Here is a 14,641-nt window from a genome sequence, read left to right as displayed (position 1 = left end):
ACTATTACAGATAAGGAGAGTTCAATATGACAACTAAACCAGCTGGTACCTACTACCCTGCAGGAACGATTGATGAATTTCTACCTCGCATTGGTAGAGTCGTTGAGATTCAAGGCAAACAGCTTGCTGTATTTCTTGCCTCAGATGGCACCATCTTTGCTGCCGATAATCGAAACCCGCATCCGAAAGGCGGGCCACTTGCTGAAGGAATCGTCTCAGGTCATTATCTCTATGATCCGCTGTACGATTGGAAAATCGATCTTAGCACAGGTCTAGTGCAAGCTCCCGACCAAGGACAGGTTGAGATGTACTCGGTTAAAGTGGAAAATGGAACGGTCTGGATTGCAGTATAGCTGCAGTCCAGGTAACACATGTGATTGATGCTTAAGTATGGGGGAAACCGACATGTACACACCTAATGTTGAAGGAATTATTGAAGCTGCGGTCAAAAAAAGAGATCAAATGAATTCAGGTCTAGCACGTTATATGGTATCCGCCTTGATGGCTGGTGCGTATGTAGGCCTTGGCATTATTCTAATCTTCAGTATCGGCGCTCCGCTTCTGGCGGCGCAATCACCTTTTCAAATGATCCTGATGGGCATGTCCTTCGGGCTCGCTCTCACCCTTGTTATTTTTGCAGGATCGGAACTGTTTACTGGCAACAATATGTTTTTTACCATGAGTACGTTAGCAGGTCGCACGACCGTTAAAGACACCATGAAGAACTGGGGACTCGTCTTCCTCGGCAATCTGATCGGTGCGGTCATTCTAAGTCTGCTCATTGTAGGCAGTGGTTTATTTAAGACAGCTGCACCGGAGCATCTGCTCTTTGCCGTTTCTGCCAAGAAGATGGCAGCCCCCGTTACTGAGCTATTCTTCCGAGGCATTCTCTGTAACTGGCTCGTCTGTCTAGCCATCTGGATGTCTTCACGCACAAAAGAGGACATTGCCAAGCTTGTATTGATCTGGTGGTGTCTGTACGCATTTATCGCCAGTGGATATGAGCACAGCGTTGCCAATATGACATTGCTCTCCTTGTCTTGGTTACTGCCAAACCATCCGGATACCATCACGCTAGCAGGCTGGTTCCATAATATGATTCCTGTTACACTTGGCAACATTGTCGGAGGCGCTTTGTTTGTAGGTATGGCCTATTGGTTCGTATCACCTGTGAGAAAGAAAACCCGTCAATGACTCATGCTCTCATGCTATACACCATGCATTCTCTGGACTCTCAGAGGGCATGGTTTTTTTACGTTATGGTGTTCTTACATTATGTTTTTTTATCCTGTTTTCACGAGAATTACGTTATGACTTTATTTACCTTATGACCTTTTACCTTTCACACCCTCAGCGTTAATCCACCGTTTACATATTAGTCGTATAGTCGAACCATGCCTTAACATAACTAATGACCAAAGGATGATCGCTTATATGGGAATACACACGTACTTCAGATCACTCAATGATCTAGAACGCATTATCCGTACGCCAGGCAAATTCAAGTTTGAGGAACACAGCGTGTCCGCACATTCATGGAAAGTCGTGCAATACGCCAAAACGCTCGCGGATATTGAAGAGCAGAACGGCGTAGCGATTGATTGGAAAAAGCTTTACGAGATCACCAGCAGCCATGATTACGGCGAGATTTTCATCGGAGATATCAAAACTCCGGTCAAGCATTATTCACTTGAGCTTCGTGCGATGTTACAGCAAGTCGAGGAAGGTATGGTTGAGCATTTTATTAACGAGAACATTCCCGAAGAGTTCCAAGCCATATTCCGCCGTCAACTGCGTGAAGGTAAAGATCAATCTGTGGAAGGACTTATTCTTGAAGTTGCCGACAAGATGGATCAGGTGTATGAAGCCTTTGCAGAATTACAACGGGGAAATACGGAGAAAGAATTCATTGTAATGTATCGTTATGCCCTGATCAAAATCAAGAACATTGACCTTCATTGTGTTCACTATTTCCTCCATCACATCCTCCCCGACATTATTCAGGAAGGCATCCGTTCCCCGATTGATATTCGCAAAATAACTGAAGAGGCACTCGCCGAATAATCAGCTCAAGTCGCCATGGCTCTCATGATCCAGGGACAGAGCTTTTTTTCGTTCTGTACACTGTTGCCGATATTCACTCGGATATACCCCTGTTTTATTTTTGAAAATTCGGCTGAAATAATGAGAGTCCGCGTAGCCAACGGCTTTTCCTATCGATTGAATGTCCAGGTTCTGATGCGCAACCAGCATACGCTTCGCTTCGTTAATTCGTAGCCCTGTCATATATTTGAGCGGAGTTTCGCCCGTCACTTTTTTGAAACACTTACCTAGATAATCCACGCTAAAGTGCATCTGTCCCGCCATATCCTGAAGGCTGATCTCATGCATATAATGCTGCTTCACATACAGTTTGACCGCCTCTGCGATATCCTCTGGCTTCCTCTGCTCCTCCACAGCCGCACTCACATGCGTGAGAGAATCAACCACATTCCCAAGCTTGAGCTCCATTGCATCCAGCAGTCCACGAATCTGGTCTTCTGAGATCGGTTTGAGCAAATAATCCTCCACTTTATAGCTAATCGCCTGACGCGCATACTCAAACTCATGATGGCCGCTCAGGATTACAATTTTCACTTGTGGATAGGCAAAATACAGATGCTTCGCCAGTTCTAATCCATTCATCACGGGCATCTGAATATCGGTGACGACAAGATCAGGAACCGTCTGTTCGATCAGTTGCAGTGCCTCCTGCCCGTTCCTCGCTTCGCCAATCACCTCGAATCGTGTACCCAGCTCACTGAACTTCCGCGACACGTTACGGCGGATCAGTGCCTCATCCTCCACAATAATGGTTCTGTAGTTAACCGTCATTTCAGCCACGCTCCTTTCGAATAGAACCACCCACGGTAATTCTGACCCCGCCGTTAAGCCTATTTTCGATGTGCATCTGTGCCTTAGAGCCGTACCACAACTTCAGTCGTATCCAAATATTTCTCAGCCCCATGCCGTTAATCGCAAGATCAGGAATACGCTCCCACTCCTCTGAAGATGCAATATACGCTTGTATGGATGTTAATACCTCTGGCTCCATGCCCGGTCCGTTGTCTTCAACGATGATCCGCCAGGTTTCTTCCGCTTCGTTCAACTCTCCTCCAACATACAGTTTCCATGGAGGTGAATCGCCAAGTCCGTATTTGATGGTGTTCTCCAGTAAGGGCTGGATCAGCAGCATAGGAATACGTATATGGTGCATGGCCTCTGGAATATGAAACGTATAATGCAGATCCTCTTCAAACCGAATTTTCATACACTCCAAATATCGCTCGCAATAATTCATCTCCTCTGATAAAGTCACCCCTTCAGGGTTAGGTGCTGAGATGTAACGAAGCATCGCTGTAATATGTCCACAAAAAGCAACAATCTGTTCATTCATGCCCTCTTCGGCCATGATGCTGATATTCGTGATGTTATTGTACAAAAAGTGAGGATTCATCTGGGATTGCAATGCGAATAGACGTGTATCCGTCTCCTGTGATTTGAGAGCAAGCACGTCCTGGAAGGACTGCATAAGCTGTTGATTCAAACGCACAAATGTATCATTCAGTTCATCCATCTCGCGGATGGAGCTTGGATGATCCAACTTGAACAAATGACCCGAGTCCTGGCCTGTGGCGAGGTCTTGTACACCGATCTTCTGAATGATCCGCTGTAGCCGATGAAGGGGTAACGTCACCCTTTTGGAGATCAGATATGATAACACTAGAATGAGCAATAACATGCCTAACGTAGCGCCTATAAATAGCGTAGCCATCCGGTTCAGGCTCACGAACAACGATTGCTTCGATTGTGTCACAATCACTGTCCAGCCCGTTTCGGCTGAGGTCATGTATGTCATCATCTGAGGAGATTTGCCGTCCGTGTGGACGACCTCTTGCATTTCCCCTGGTGGGTACTGCCCCGTGCGAATCATAGCCAGATCCTCTGGAGTAATCATCATTGTTGCCTCAGCATCCTCCGAAGAAGAGCGGGAGAAGGGGTAGAGTAATGATCCTCGCTCATCGATTACATCAATATGCAGCTCTTCATTGCCAGCCTGTATTTCATGTAAATAGTTGAACATCGTCTGAGCATCCTGCAAAATTTCGACGACGCCCTGGCTAACGTAATTCCCGTTCTTGTATACACGTGTAAGCGAGATATATCGATTATCCGACTCTCCTTCACCTGTAGGCATAGGTAGATTTCCCCCATCTAACATCGTGATAACTCGCCAGCCATTGCGATTCCAGGTTTCGTTGTACCAAGGTCTCTGCGTTAAGTCGACATTCATCTGTCCGTTAAAAGCACCCGCCCCCAGCATTTTGCCATTCACATCATAGATGTTAGCCTGCTTGGCTGTATTCGAGCTGCTAATGATGGCTAATATGACGTCGATTAGCGTGGTTGTATCTTTGTAAAATGCTGGATCTGCCGCAAGCCCCTGCTCGCTTCCTTCCGCAGGAGACAAGTAGTGACTAAAGTGCTCCTTAACGAGATTGGAATAGACGATATTCATCGAGAAATTGTTCATCTTGACTACTTCCTGATCTAGATTACTCACAAGGGATGCACCGAGCTGCTTCTGCTGTTCTTCGCTGCGACTGCGAATATCATTGGCCAGAAAGACGTACAACAGCCCTGCCACAATGAGCGCAAACACAATAAAGACCGCCGAGTAATACATAAACAAGCTTTGCTGCAGAGTTCGAAAACGGTATCGAATCATCTTACACCTCAATCTACGGGTTCGAAAATGTCCACCCAACAGACCGCTTTTGTCTATTGAGCCCATTCCTCAATCAGCGTAATGTTGAACACATAAGAATACGCTTACATTACGTTGTACTGCAAGACATCATATCTTATTCTTCCAGGAGGTTCAATGATGAAAAAAAGATTTTTGGTATCAATAGCTAGCTTGTTACTCGTATCTGGATTGCTGCTAGCTGGCTGTAACTCAGCTAAAACATCGGAAGGTTCAGCTAAGGTAACCCTTACGTTTGGAACCAGCCAAAGTGGTATTCCACGCACCGGGATTATGCAAACGATGGCGAAGGAATATGAACAAGAAACGGGTGTGAAAATTGACTTCCAGGTGGTACCTGATGCCCAGTGGCGTGATCTGATCAAAGTAAAACTCGCTTCTGGTGAAGCACCGGATATCTTCAATGTGGATGTAGACCCACTTAGCATGCCAGCTAATGTGCGACCTGAAGAGAATGCGATTGACCTGACCAATGAGGAATTTGCCGGACGAATGTCCGAAGAGATTCTGCCAACCGTCAGCCATAACGATAAAGTTTACGGCGTTTCATTCGCTCCATCAAAAATCTGGTATGTGTACTATAACAAACGGATATTTAATGAGCTGGGCATCGAGCCCCCAACCACATACGCCGAGTTTAAAGCCATTAGCGAGAAAATTAAGGCTCAAGATATCATCCCATTCTATCAAGCACCAGCAAGCGGATGGTATCAGGTACTCCCCCTGTTCGAGACAGGGCCTAACTATGAACATACGACACCGGGAACTTATGAGAAGCTGAACAACAATGAGATGAAGGTCGCAGATCTGACGCAGTTAAAGACCGTTATTGAGCAATTAAAAGAATTCGCGGATCTCGGCTATTTCGGCAAGGACTTCTTGTCCAACACCGTTGAAGCTGGTATCGAAGCCTTCGGTCAGGAAAAAGCAGCAATGCTGCTGCGTGTGCCTGGTACTGAAAAAGAAGTTTCCGAAGCATACCCTGCCATGGAAGACAATATGGGATTCTTCGTCATGCCTTGGGGTGATAACCAAACGATTGGTGTCAATCCAGGTGGTTCCGCAGCGATGTTTGGCAACAAAAACAGCAAGCATCCTGAAGAAGTGCTGAAATTCTTCCGCTGGATTACGGAGCATGACAATCTACAACGTGTATTTGACGGAGGCGAGGGCAATCTGACCATCTGCTGGCCGGAGATTGAACCTAAGCTGACGCAAGATTATATCGACTATGAGAAAAATCATGAAAAGGGCACAGTTATGCAAGCAGCCGTGAAGTATATCGATCCTCAATGGATGGATATCGGCAAAGATATCTCGGGTATGTTTGCAGGTGCGATGACTCCTGATCAAATTTTGCAGAATATCGATAAACGTCGGGCGGAACAAGCCAAAGTGTTGAAAGATGAGGCATGGCAGTAGTTGTGTCGTGTCACTACAGTGAAGCACGCGGCAGGAAGGACAGGTGTTACATGTTATGAATGCGAACAAAATTTATCCTTGGTACTTCTCATCCGGAGCGATTGTGCTGTACCTCCTATTCATCGTCGCTCCCGCCCTGCTGGGTATATATTATTCCTTCACCGACTGGAACAGCTATAGCTCGGAGAAGAACTTTGTTGGACTGGAGCATTTTCGCACCATTCTGGCGGGTGATCCAACCTATCTGCTTTTTATCAAAAACACAGTGTTATTTACGTTAGTTACATCGATTGCCAAAACGGTATTGGGCCTATTTCTCGCCTTGCTACTCGTTAGTGGTGTAAAGGCAGCCAATCTGCATCGGATGATTATTTTCTCACCGCAGGTGCTGTCCTTCCTCATCATTGGTCTAGTATTCAAGAGTCTGCTTGATCCAAACAATGGCTTCGTTAACGTTACTCTGCGGTCACTCGGACTCGATTTTCTCGCGCAGAACTGGCTCGGCTCACTGACATGGGCGATGCCGTCCATTATGGCTGTGGATACGTGGAAAGGCATGGGCTATATTATGGTGCTGTTTATTGCGGGATTGCTCGCCATTCCCCGTGATTATTACGAAGCGGCATCCATTGACGGCGCAGGTTTCTGGCAGAAGCTGTTCAAGATCACCCTGCCGATGCTGATGCCTACCATCACCATTGCAACGGTATTAAATATTACGTATGGCTTGCGGGTATTCGATGCTGTTTACGTGCTCACCAACGGCGGGCCGGGTAATGCAACAGATGTAATTAACACAGCAGTATATTCGTCTTTTGCCAAAGGGTATTGGGGACTCGGTAGTGCACTATCCACCATCTTGTTTGTCATTATGGCGATCATCTCCTTCTTCATTATTCGCTTGATGAACCGAAAGGTGGAATTCTAGATGCGCTTGAAGAAACGACTTGTTTCCCTATGTCTGAACGTGCTGGCATGGATCCTTAGCCTTGTTGTGTTGATTCCTTTTGCCGTCATCGTCCTGAACTCGTTCAAGTCTGATGCAGAAGCTAAGGTGTTGAAACTAACACTTCCAGAGACGTTTATTTTTGAAAATTATAAAATTGTATATGAGCAAGGACATCTGGGTAGCTCCTTCTTCAACAGTCTGTTACATGCGGGAGCATCCTCCCTTTTACTCGTATTTGTCGTGGCCTTCTCGGCCTTCACGCTATCTCGGAATCACTCCCGGTGGAGTAAGTTCCTATACTTCTTCCTCATTCTAGGCATTACATTGCCTCTGAACTATATTCCATTGATGGAAGTGATGAAGACGCTAGGCATGATTAATTCACACATGGGTATGATTCTGCTCTACACAGCGATGGGCATTCCCATCTCCCTGTTCATTACGTTTGCGTTTGTATCGAATATTCCAAGAGAGTTAGACGAGGCTGCCATCATGGATGGATGCAACGGGATCAAGCTTTTCTTAAAAGTCATTGTCCCCCTGCTCACCTCCGTGCTGGTTACGGTATTTGTGTTGAATTTCCTCAGTGTATGGAATGAATTCACCGCTCCGCTCTACATGCTCAATACGGTCGAGATGTGGCCTATGACGCTGGCTGTATATAATTTCTTCGGACAGTTCAGTGCACAGTGGAATCTAGTTAGTGCGGATATTGTACTTACGTCACTGCCAGTGTTAATTGTGTTCCTCATTGGGCAAAAGTATATTGTAGGCGGGCTCACTTCCGGAGCTGTCAAAGGGTGATATGGCAGGATTTCATAAGGATACGCAAGATGGAAAATGGAGTTCAGCTAACATGAATCAAACACATGCTGTGGAGGACAACGTAAAAATTTCATTTGACTTCGGCGCATTTTGTAACTATTATGGTTACAACGGTGGTGATTAACAATGAAACAAATCAGCAGTCGTTTCTCCATTGCAGTTCATACATTATCTCTGATTGCCGTTGTACCTACAGAGTGCACCGGAGATTTTATAGCTAGAAGTGTCAATACCAATCCCGTCATCATTCGCCGGATCATGTCCACGCTGAAGAAAGCAGGCTTGATTGATGTCAGACCTGGCGTTGGTGGTGCGTATCTTCTCAAGCCGCCTGCGGAGATCACGTTGTTGGATATCTATCATGCGCTTGATGTCGTGGAGGACGGTCAGCTGTTTAACTTTCACAAACATCCGAATCCAGCCTGTTCGGTAGGTAGCATGATTGAGCATACATTGCGTGCCGAACTGGTAGAGGCTCAGCTTGCCATGGAGGAACGGTTGAAGCGTGTAACAATTCAGCAGTTGATGGATCAGGTTCAACCAGATGCATAGCCCAGTCACTGTACTTCGTTTCGATTTTTCGATTGGTTCGGTGAAGAGAACTGGCTATTCCGGTGAACATAAAAAAAGCTCAGGGTTGAGCTTTTTTTATCCCTTCGTTGTAATCACACCTGTTATAACGTATATGGTTACATCAATACTTTTACATCAGGAAAGTTATATTAACGCATCTACTTAGGCATTTCCCTATGATTCTAAAACATACCTATTGGAGGAATTAACAATGACAATTTTAATTACTGGCGCAACAGGACATCTCGGTTCACTCGTTGTAGAAGCTTTGCTACAATCCGTTCCGGCTTCAGATCTTGCAGTAAGTGTTCGTAATCCAGAAAAAGCAGAGCACCTACGCTCCCAAGGTGTCGACGTGCGTCATGGTGATTTTGATCAACCGGAAACATTGGCACAAGCCTTTGCCGGTGTAGATCGTCTGCTCTTGATCTCTGCTGATGCAGATAACGAAACGCGTATTCGTCAGCACAAGGCTGCCGTAAGTGCAGCGAAGCAAGCTGGAGTTGGCTTTATCGCCTACACGAGTGTTGTCAATGCAGGACAGAGCTCACTTTCTCTCGCAGAAGTACACCGTGCAACAGAGAGTGCGATTCTGGAGACAGGCATCCCTTATTCCTTCCTACGCAATAACTGGTACTTGGAAAATGAAGCTGGCAGTATTCAAGCTGCGATTCAAGGCGCACCTTGGGTTCATGCTACGGATTCCAGCCAGGTAGGCTGGGCTACCCGTCGTGACTACGCACATGCTGCCGCTGCTGTGCTTACAGGTGAAGGTCATGAGAACACAGTCTATGAACTGTCTGGTAAACTTCTAACTCAAGCTGAACTTGCTGCCATCGCTGGTGAAGTACTGGGCAAGGACATCCCCGTTCAGAACGTAGACGGTGCTGCTTATGCTGAAATCATGAAAGGCGCAGGTCTACCAGACTTTATCGTATCCATGCTAGTGGATATGCAAGCTGCAATTAAAGATGGCGCACTTGCAGTAGAGAGCAACACACTCGAACAATTGCTTGGACGTCCAGCTCAGCCACTTCGTGAAGGCATTCAAGCCATTGTTGGTCAATAAGATCTGATGAGCCGTTGAGCTGATTAGTTTCACCGACATCGATTCTATCAAGGAATGTCATGATCGTACGAGAAAGGGACACACCAACTCCATGTTGGATGTGTCCCTTTTTGTATAATAACAATCGATTATAGTGAGCATCCTCTGTGAGACCGAACCTGATCATAGATCGATATTGGTATCGTTTGTATCTTTACTGATGCTCTTTCTTATACTCATCTCATGGTTGCTGAATGTACTGTACAGGAATATAATCAGCCAGCCAAATATTCTCATTTCCATGATAGAACCGTATTCCATCTTGGGCAGCCTTAGCAGCGTCGATTGTCAAAATAATAGGCTGGTCATCCCGCCTGCGTCCCACCTGAGTGGCAGTTTCCATATCTGCGGATAAATGTACGTATTGCCGTTGTCTTGGTTGTAAACCCTGCTCCATAATGGAATCTACTGCACGCAAAGGCGTGCCGTGGTAGAGCGTCTTTGGTGGAGTTGCAGGTAATTTCGCAATCTTGTGCGGAGTCGAATGTCCATATAAGGCACGAATCCGACCAGCTTGAATCTCATGTCGCTTTTTCTCCGAGACTGCAATCATCTTCTCTAGATCCGCTTCCGTCACATGTTTCCACTGTGGGCTCTCATGCAGCGCCACAAGCAATTGTGAGATCTCCACCCAGCCCTCTTCGTCTAGCTCCAGCTCATATTCCCACGGAGCGTGACGCAACGCATAAGAGAGTTCTTTACTCAACTTCATCAGATCCATCGCAATCAACTCCTAAGTAGGTTAATAGGTTCGATGTAAGAAGGTTTCCACTAACCACTCTGATAACAGAAAAAACTTAAGGTTAGTAAAACTATATAGATTGAACTAAAAATATTTACACGGACCACTCCGATGACAGAATAACCTTCCGATCGCTGTTATCCCCAGATTTTTTTATTCCCTTCCCATAGGGGAAAATCCGGGGATAGCGTATGCTTCCGAAGTAGCTTTCTTTCAGAAAGCTTTTAGGCGAACGCTTCGCTTCTTCACGTTATTTCTGTCCTCTCCGTTCTTGTGTAAATTTATTGTTTAATCTATATAGTTAAACATATCTTCTTCGTAACAAAAATACCCCTTTAGGAGCGTACAGCCGTTAAAATCTCTTGTATATTCCGTGCAAGTCCCTCGTTATCATCCTGTGTAAATTGGTAGTGACCATCAATACCTCGATGAATAATTGTATTCATGACTGGATGAGCCTCACGATCTGAAGCCACTCGAATGAGGTCGTCGGCAAAGTCTACTGCCTGTTGTTCACTATAAAGAAACGGCTTAATCAGCATTCGAATACTTAGGGCATGTGCCTGCGGCTCTCGAAGCTGATCCCGATGAGTGATGCCATATACAGCGCCGAATCCAAAAGCAGCAATAACTTGTCGTTCCAGTTCTGTCGTCTGCTCCAACGGCGTGCCAATCAGCTCGCAGATTCGATTCACCATCTCCTCCAGCTCGTTCGCTGCAGCAGCCAAAATTACATCATTAATATCGTCAGCGTTAATAAAATCAGTCATAGGTAATTCTCCATTTCTGAACCAGTTTGGATCCATTCTATGAATCACTTGCCCCTATTGTAACGAGATAGGGCGTTCAGTTCAAATCTATGAATATGCTCGATAGATGCTATGAACTGGAATAAAAGGGCAAGGGCGAACAAGGTTCATTCCATATCATGAGCAATTAACTATTTTTTATGAATGGTAGGACTAGGAAGATTTTCGTAAGCATGAATGTTAATACCCGCCTGGTTCATGATCTCACGCAGCTTCGTCGCAAACTCTGAATAATAATAGTCTGTGTTCAGACTTCCCGCATAATCTCGCAGATCATACTCGGATAACTCTACTCTTAGGTCAACCAGATCATCCACCAGCACCTTCTTGATCGCTGCATCCGTTATGGATGGATCGATATGACATTCGTTGACTAGCGTCTGTAACGTTTGTTGCAGCGTCTGCTTGTCATACGTGGGATGCGTTAACAAGAAGCTCAGATCGTATAGGTCTTTGAACCGGGGTCTAACAATCGTCTGATGCAGCTTCCACGCAACTTGAATCGATAATGGAACAGTATACGGAACAACAAAAGGCTCTCCCATAAGCGGTTGGTACGTGATTGGGATCGGCGCAACCTCCATATCCAGGTTAAATGAGATATCGAGAAATAACTCCTCTTCATAAGTATCTCCCTGTCTAGGTTCACTCGTGAAATAATAAGCTAGATCGGTATTAATCGTTGGAAAGTCATCCGCCATCGCGTAATCAATTCTTCTCCAAAAGGCGTTCTCTCGAAAACTTCTAAACATGACACCATCGTTCAGATCAAGCTCCGTGACCTGGATCATCCAGTCGGTAAAAAGTTTCTTGGCCTGCTGATCATCCTCGACCTTCCCCATGTACAAAAAGTCGATATCCTCCGCATCCCGAATATCTCGGTTGCTTAGATATTGTCTCGTTAACAAGCTGCCTTTCAATACAAATGGCATACCTACATGAGATGCTCTTCGTAGCAGTGCCTCTAACGCAATAATTAATTTCTCTCCCCAGCTGAACTGGTGTAAATGCTTCACTTCAGACATCTCAATTCCTTCTTTCCCTATATGTATGTGTGATTAGATCCAGCCACGATCCAGTTCTTCTCTACTGTCATAGACACATAATTCGTACTGTTCCTTGATGAGCTCGATTCCGTTGTGTTGCAGGATATGATGTATCTGCTTCACTGTGTTGTAGAACTGTTCAGAACTGTTATATTCTCTGACCGTTACAAATCGTATTTTGCCATTTGCATTAAGCGAGTTTCTTGATATATGTCCACCGTTACCTTCGCATAATGCTTTTAAATGATTCACATCATCTACGTTCACTTTACCGTGCCATTCAAAATAGGGGGTGGAGTTAGCTACCATCCGCTGATGAAAGTACGTCTCCTCCTTCGCTGGAACCTCTACCTTGGTTCGCACAACCGTAAACCCCCTATGTTGGAACCTTGCTGCCATCTGTTTAATCGTACTGTGTACTTCATCAAAATTCGTACTATGTATTACGCCTGTAATCATCGGTTGATGAATGTAATCCCCATGATCTAACACAATCATCACTGGTTTAACCTGCTCTATCTGGCAACGTTCAATAAAACTTGCCTTCTCTTCAAGACTTAGATCATTCACTGTAATATGAAACTCAAATTCCATGTGCTCACTCCCTGTCGTTTCTTATGATGTTTTGATCGTTGTAAGGATGTTAGGTGTACTAATATACTCACAATTCTCTGGAAAACTTCCTAAATTATACATCGGTATTTTGCTAGATTTGTTTCAGTTTTCTTTATTTCCTGACTAAACATATTGAAGCCTCTTTAGAAGTAGCCACCAATCATCCGCATCAACAACCGGTGCAAAACTTCTATACTTTTCGCCAAATACATAGTTGAATAGGAAATTATCCCACTCCCCCATGTTCTTGTCTTCTTCTAATTCCTCTTCATCTTTCAGAATGTATAACAAACCCGAGCTTCGGTTAATTACTACTGGCTCATATAATATTTGCCCAACCTCAAGCCAGTCACTCACATCATTCATCCAACTGGTCATGCGATATTGATTCTTGTTCAGTTCCTCATATGACCATAGATCAATCACACCACAACGGGCACCGTTACTCCTTCCAAGAAACTCATAGTATTGTCTCAAGTGGGAGCCATCGGAAGGGATGTATCTTATACCTGAATTTAGTTGACCATAGATTATACTGTCATGATCCTGCGCCAACGCTTCTTTAACTTGATCTATGATTCTTTTAAGTTGCAGGTTCATAACTTAATCTCCTAATCTAAGTTAGTACTTACTTAATACTTAATATATGACATCTGAATATCCACAAGATTATGCAAACTAATTTCAATCCTCATATCTTCATGTTCATTAACGGCTATTAATGTTGTGTCTTGAATACTTAACTGTTTAATAGGATTGGTTGCATCAAAAAAAATTCCCCACACCATATTGGCGTTTGCATCCGTGCAAGCAATGAAGCCTTCATTTCCCATTTGTCCGTCTCCGCCATAGATTTTCCCACCTTGATAATCAATACTCGCCCATGGGTCAACCATAGTCCAGCAATCAGCGTTATATTTCTCCACACTCTCAATCGTAGTATCACACAGGGGAGAACAGTATATTCTGCGCTCATTGTTGTTCGGGTCGTAATACGTCTCGACATTTAACATGATGATGTTCCCATTGGAGAAAGCAATACAATTCAGCCCCGGCAACTCACGTTGTTCGGCAGACCAATGTTTCATTATTAAGCTGTTCATAGCGTTATCCTCCTTATCCATTCAATTTTTATCTATGTGACAAAACATTCCCCTGATGCAATTCGAATCTACATGCAAGATGGAGTCCAGTCTTTTTCACTCTCTTTAATATATGTAACATACCCATTTGCCGAAAATCGTTCATCAAGCATCCTGGTTGCGTAAGCCTTACTACATCCCTGTTCCACAAGGATCTCATCCTGCAAAAATAACATAAATATAGATTCAGACGCTTCATCATTCGATAAATATAATCCCAGTAATTCGTTGTATTGAGAACCGAAAACCAAACCTATGTATTCGATTTTGAAGGTCAGCTTTTCTTTGCATTCGAGTAGTCCTTCGTATGTAGCGTACAAATTAAAATCATCCACATCATTTATTCGATTTGCCGAAATTAACGGATTCATTCCCCTGATGTATATACCTATGACATTACCATCACTTTTTTCAAGGAAAACAACCTGGTCTAATCGTTCATGATCCTCTTCATCCTGTAGATAAATGATATTTGCAATTTCTTGTTGGCTAAAATAGTAGTCTACCTTTTTGGTAACAGAAGACATATATTTGTTCATGGAGAACCTCACGATTTATTGTGGAATAATCATCATGTATTATAATTATGAAACCGAAATAAGT

General features: G+C 44.4%; 17 protein-coding genes. 8 read left to right on the top strand and 9 right to left on the bottom strand.

All coding sequences use genetic code 11. From position 1 onward, the window contains the following. The first annotated feature begins 26 nt into the window (after positions 1 to 26). From nirD to M3636_RS02130, 3 genes are all read left to right on the top strand, one after another. Positions 27 to 353 (top strand): nitrite reductase small subunit NirD, encoded by a 327-nt coding sequence (nirD, locus tag M3636_RS02140; RefSeq protein WP_251381173.1) that lies wholly within the window; start codon positions 27 to 29, stop codon positions 351 to 353. 52 nt (positions 354 to 405) lie between these two features. After that, on the top strand, positions 406 to 1,194 hold the full coding sequence (locus tag M3636_RS02135) for a formate/nitrite transporter family protein (RefSeq protein ID WP_128102953.1): 789 nt from the start codon (positions 406 to 408) through the stop codon (positions 1,192 to 1,194). Between the two features lie 240 nt (positions 1,195 to 1,434). Beyond that, the gene (locus M3636_RS02130) at positions 1,435 to 2,064 is read left to right on the top strand and encodes a YfbR-like 5'-deoxynucleotidase (protein WP_056695875.1); all 630 of its coding nucleotides are present in this window, start codon (positions 1,435 to 1,437) and stop codon (positions 2,062 to 2,064) included. Here the strand turns inward: M3636_RS02130 and M3636_RS02125 are convergent, their stop codons facing one another. After that, a complete protein-coding gene (locus M3636_RS02125) occupies positions 2,065 to 2,874 on the bottom strand; it encodes a response regulator transcription factor (RefSeq protein ID WP_251381172.1) in 810 nt (269 codons plus the stop codon). Position 2,875: 1 nt separating this feature from the next. Continuing rightward, the gene (locus M3636_RS02120) at positions 2,876 to 4,768 is read right to left on the bottom strand and encodes a cache domain-containing sensor histidine kinase (protein ID WP_251381171.1); all 1,893 of its coding nucleotides are present in this window, start codon (positions 4,766 to 4,768) and stop codon (positions 2,876 to 2,878) included. Positions 4,769 to 4,927: 159 nt separating this feature from the next. On the opposite strand from M3636_RS02120, the gene M3636_RS02115 reads away from it, so the two are divergent. From M3636_RS02115 to M3636_RS02095, 5 genes are all read left to right on the top strand, one after another. After that, the gene (locus M3636_RS02115; protein WP_251381170.1) at positions 4,928 to 6,229 is read left to right on the top strand and encodes an ABC transporter substrate-binding protein; all 1,302 of its coding nucleotides are present in this window, start codon (positions 4,928 to 4,930) and stop codon (positions 6,227 to 6,229) included. A gap of 55 nt (positions 6,230 to 6,284) precedes the next feature. Then, a complete protein-coding gene (locus tag M3636_RS02110; RefSeq protein WP_145045791.1) occupies positions 6,285 to 7,157 on the top strand; it encodes a carbohydrate ABC transporter permease in 873 nt (290 codons plus the stop codon). Beyond that, positions 7,158 to 7,982: a carbohydrate ABC transporter permease gene (locus M3636_RS02105; RefSeq protein ID WP_251381169.1), complete on the top strand. Its 825-nt coding sequence runs from the start codon at positions 7,158 to 7,160 to the stop codon at positions 7,980 to 7,982. It abuts the gene before it with no gap. 147 nt (positions 7,983 to 8,129) lie between these two features. Continuing rightward, positions 8,130 to 8,555 (top strand): Rrf2 family transcriptional regulator, encoded by a 426-nt coding sequence (locus tag M3636_RS02100; protein WP_251381167.1) that lies wholly within the window; start codon positions 8,130 to 8,132, stop codon positions 8,553 to 8,555. 232 nt (positions 8,556 to 8,787) lie between these two features. Continuing rightward, the gene (locus M3636_RS02095) at positions 8,788 to 9,645 is read left to right on the top strand and encodes an SDR family oxidoreductase (protein ID WP_251381166.1); all 858 of its coding nucleotides are present in this window, start codon (positions 8,788 to 8,790) and stop codon (positions 9,643 to 9,645) included. Positions 9,646 to 9,865: 220 nt separating this feature from the next. Here M3636_RS02095 and M3636_RS02090 read toward each other — a convergent pair whose 3' ends face one another. The 7 genes from M3636_RS02090 to M3636_RS02060 all read right to left on the bottom strand — a co-directional run bounded on the left by M3636_RS02090 (position 9,866) and on the right by M3636_RS02060 (position 14,577). Then, complete coding sequence (locus M3636_RS02090) at positions 9,866 to 10,405, bottom strand: RNA 2'-phosphotransferase (protein ID WP_251381165.1); 540 nt, start codon at positions 10,403 to 10,405, stop codon at positions 9,866 to 9,868. Positions 10,406 to 10,761: 356 nt separating this feature from the next. Continuing rightward, positions 10,762 to 11,196 carry an Imm48 family immunity protein gene (gene imm48, locus M3636_RS02085; RefSeq protein ID WP_056695853.1) on the bottom strand — a complete coding sequence of 145 codons (435 nt, stop codon included), beginning with the start codon at positions 11,194 to 11,196 and terminating at the stop codon, positions 10,762 to 10,764. 170 nt (positions 11,197 to 11,366) lie between these two features. Beyond that, positions 11,367 to 12,260: a nucleotidyl transferase AbiEii/AbiGii toxin family protein gene (locus M3636_RS02080; RefSeq protein WP_251381164.1), complete on the bottom strand. Its 894-nt coding sequence runs from the start codon at positions 12,258 to 12,260 to the stop codon at positions 11,367 to 11,369. 33 nt (positions 12,261 to 12,293) lie between these two features. Continuing rightward, entirely contained in the window at positions 12,294 to 12,875 is a 582-nt protein-coding gene (locus M3636_RS02075) for a hypothetical protein (RefSeq protein WP_251381163.1), read from the bottom strand. 144 nt (positions 12,876 to 13,019) lie between these two features. Further along, complete coding sequence (locus M3636_RS02070; RefSeq protein WP_251381162.1) at positions 13,020 to 13,496, bottom strand: hypothetical protein; 477 nt, start codon at positions 13,494 to 13,496, stop codon at positions 13,020 to 13,022. A 32-nt stretch (positions 13,497 to 13,528) separates the two neighbouring features. Continuing rightward, complete coding sequence (locus tag M3636_RS02065) at positions 13,529 to 13,999, bottom strand: hypothetical protein (protein WP_251381160.1); 471 nt, start codon at positions 13,997 to 13,999, stop codon at positions 13,529 to 13,531. 68 nt (positions 14,000 to 14,067) lie between these two features. Then, positions 14,068 to 14,577 carry a hypothetical protein gene (locus M3636_RS02060; RefSeq protein ID WP_251381159.1) on the bottom strand — a complete coding sequence of 170 codons (510 nt, stop codon included), beginning with the start codon at positions 14,575 to 14,577 and terminating at the stop codon, positions 14,068 to 14,070. Positions 14,578 to 14,641 lie beyond the last annotated feature (64 nt).

The sequence above is a fragment of the Paenibacillus sp. MER 99-2 genome (assembly GCF_023714095.1).
GTDB lineage: Bacteria > Bacillota > Bacilli > Paenibacillales > Paenibacillaceae > Paenibacillus.
Note: the sequence above shows the minus strand (reverse complement) of the source record. Positions and strands in the feature narration are given on the sequence as shown.

Excerpts from the sequence above, each read along its gene's own strand:
- nirD (WP_251381173.1), top strand. The coding sequence starts at position 27 with ATGACAACTAAACCAGCTGGTACCTACTACCCTGCAGGAACGATTGAT.
- M3636_RS02135 (WP_128102953.1), top strand. The coding sequence starts at position 406 with ATGTACACACCTAATGTTGAAGGAATTATTGAAGCTGCGGTCAAAAAA.
- M3636_RS02130 (WP_056695875.1), top strand. The coding sequence starts at position 1,435 with ATGGGAATACACACGTACTTCAGATCACTCAATGATCTAGAACGCATT.
- M3636_RS02125 (WP_251381172.1), bottom strand. The coding sequence starts at position 2,874 with ATGACGGTTAACTACAGAACCATTATTGTGGAGGATGAGGCACTGATC.
- M3636_RS02120 (WP_251381171.1), bottom strand. The coding sequence starts at position 4,768 with ATGATTCGATACCGTTTTCGAACTCTGCAGCAAAGCTTGTTTATGTAT.
- M3636_RS02115 (WP_251381170.1), top strand. The coding sequence starts at position 4,928 with ATGAAAAAAAGATTTTTGGTATCAATAGCTAGCTTGTTACTCGTATCT.
- M3636_RS02110 (WP_145045791.1), top strand. The coding sequence starts at position 6,285 with ATGAATGCGAACAAAATTTATCCTTGGTACTTCTCATCCGGAGCGATT.
- M3636_RS02105 (WP_251381169.1), top strand. The coding sequence starts at position 7,158 with ATGCGCTTGAAGAAACGACTTGTTTCCCTATGTCTGAACGTGCTGGCA.
- M3636_RS02100 (WP_251381167.1), top strand. The coding sequence starts at position 8,130 with ATGAAACAAATCAGCAGTCGTTTCTCCATTGCAGTTCATACATTATCT.
- M3636_RS02095 (WP_251381166.1), top strand. The coding sequence starts at position 8,788 with ATGACAATTTTAATTACTGGCGCAACAGGACATCTCGGTTCACTCGTT.
- M3636_RS02090 (WP_251381165.1), bottom strand. The coding sequence starts at position 10,405 with ATGGATCTGATGAAGTTGAGTAAAGAACTCTCTTATGCGTTGCGTCAC.
- imm48 (WP_056695853.1), bottom strand. The coding sequence starts at position 11,196 with ATGACTGATTTTATTAACGCTGACGATATTAATGATGTAATTTTGGCT.
- M3636_RS02080 (WP_251381164.1), bottom strand. The coding sequence starts at position 12,260 with ATGTCTGAAGTGAAGCATTTACACCAGTTCAGCTGGGGAGAGAAATTA.
- M3636_RS02075 (WP_251381163.1), bottom strand. The coding sequence starts at position 12,875 with ATGGAATTTGAGTTTCATATTACAGTGAATGATCTAAGTCTTGAAGAG.
- M3636_RS02070 (WP_251381162.1), bottom strand. The coding sequence starts at position 13,496 with ATGAACCTGCAACTTAAAAGAATCATAGATCAAGTTAAAGAAGCGTTG.
- M3636_RS02065 (WP_251381160.1), bottom strand. The coding sequence starts at position 13,999 with ATGAACAGCTTAATAATGAAACATTGGTCTGCCGAACAACGTGAGTTG.
- M3636_RS02060 (WP_251381159.1), bottom strand. The coding sequence starts at position 14,577 with ATGAACAAATATATGTCTTCTGTTACCAAAAAGGTAGACTACTATTTT.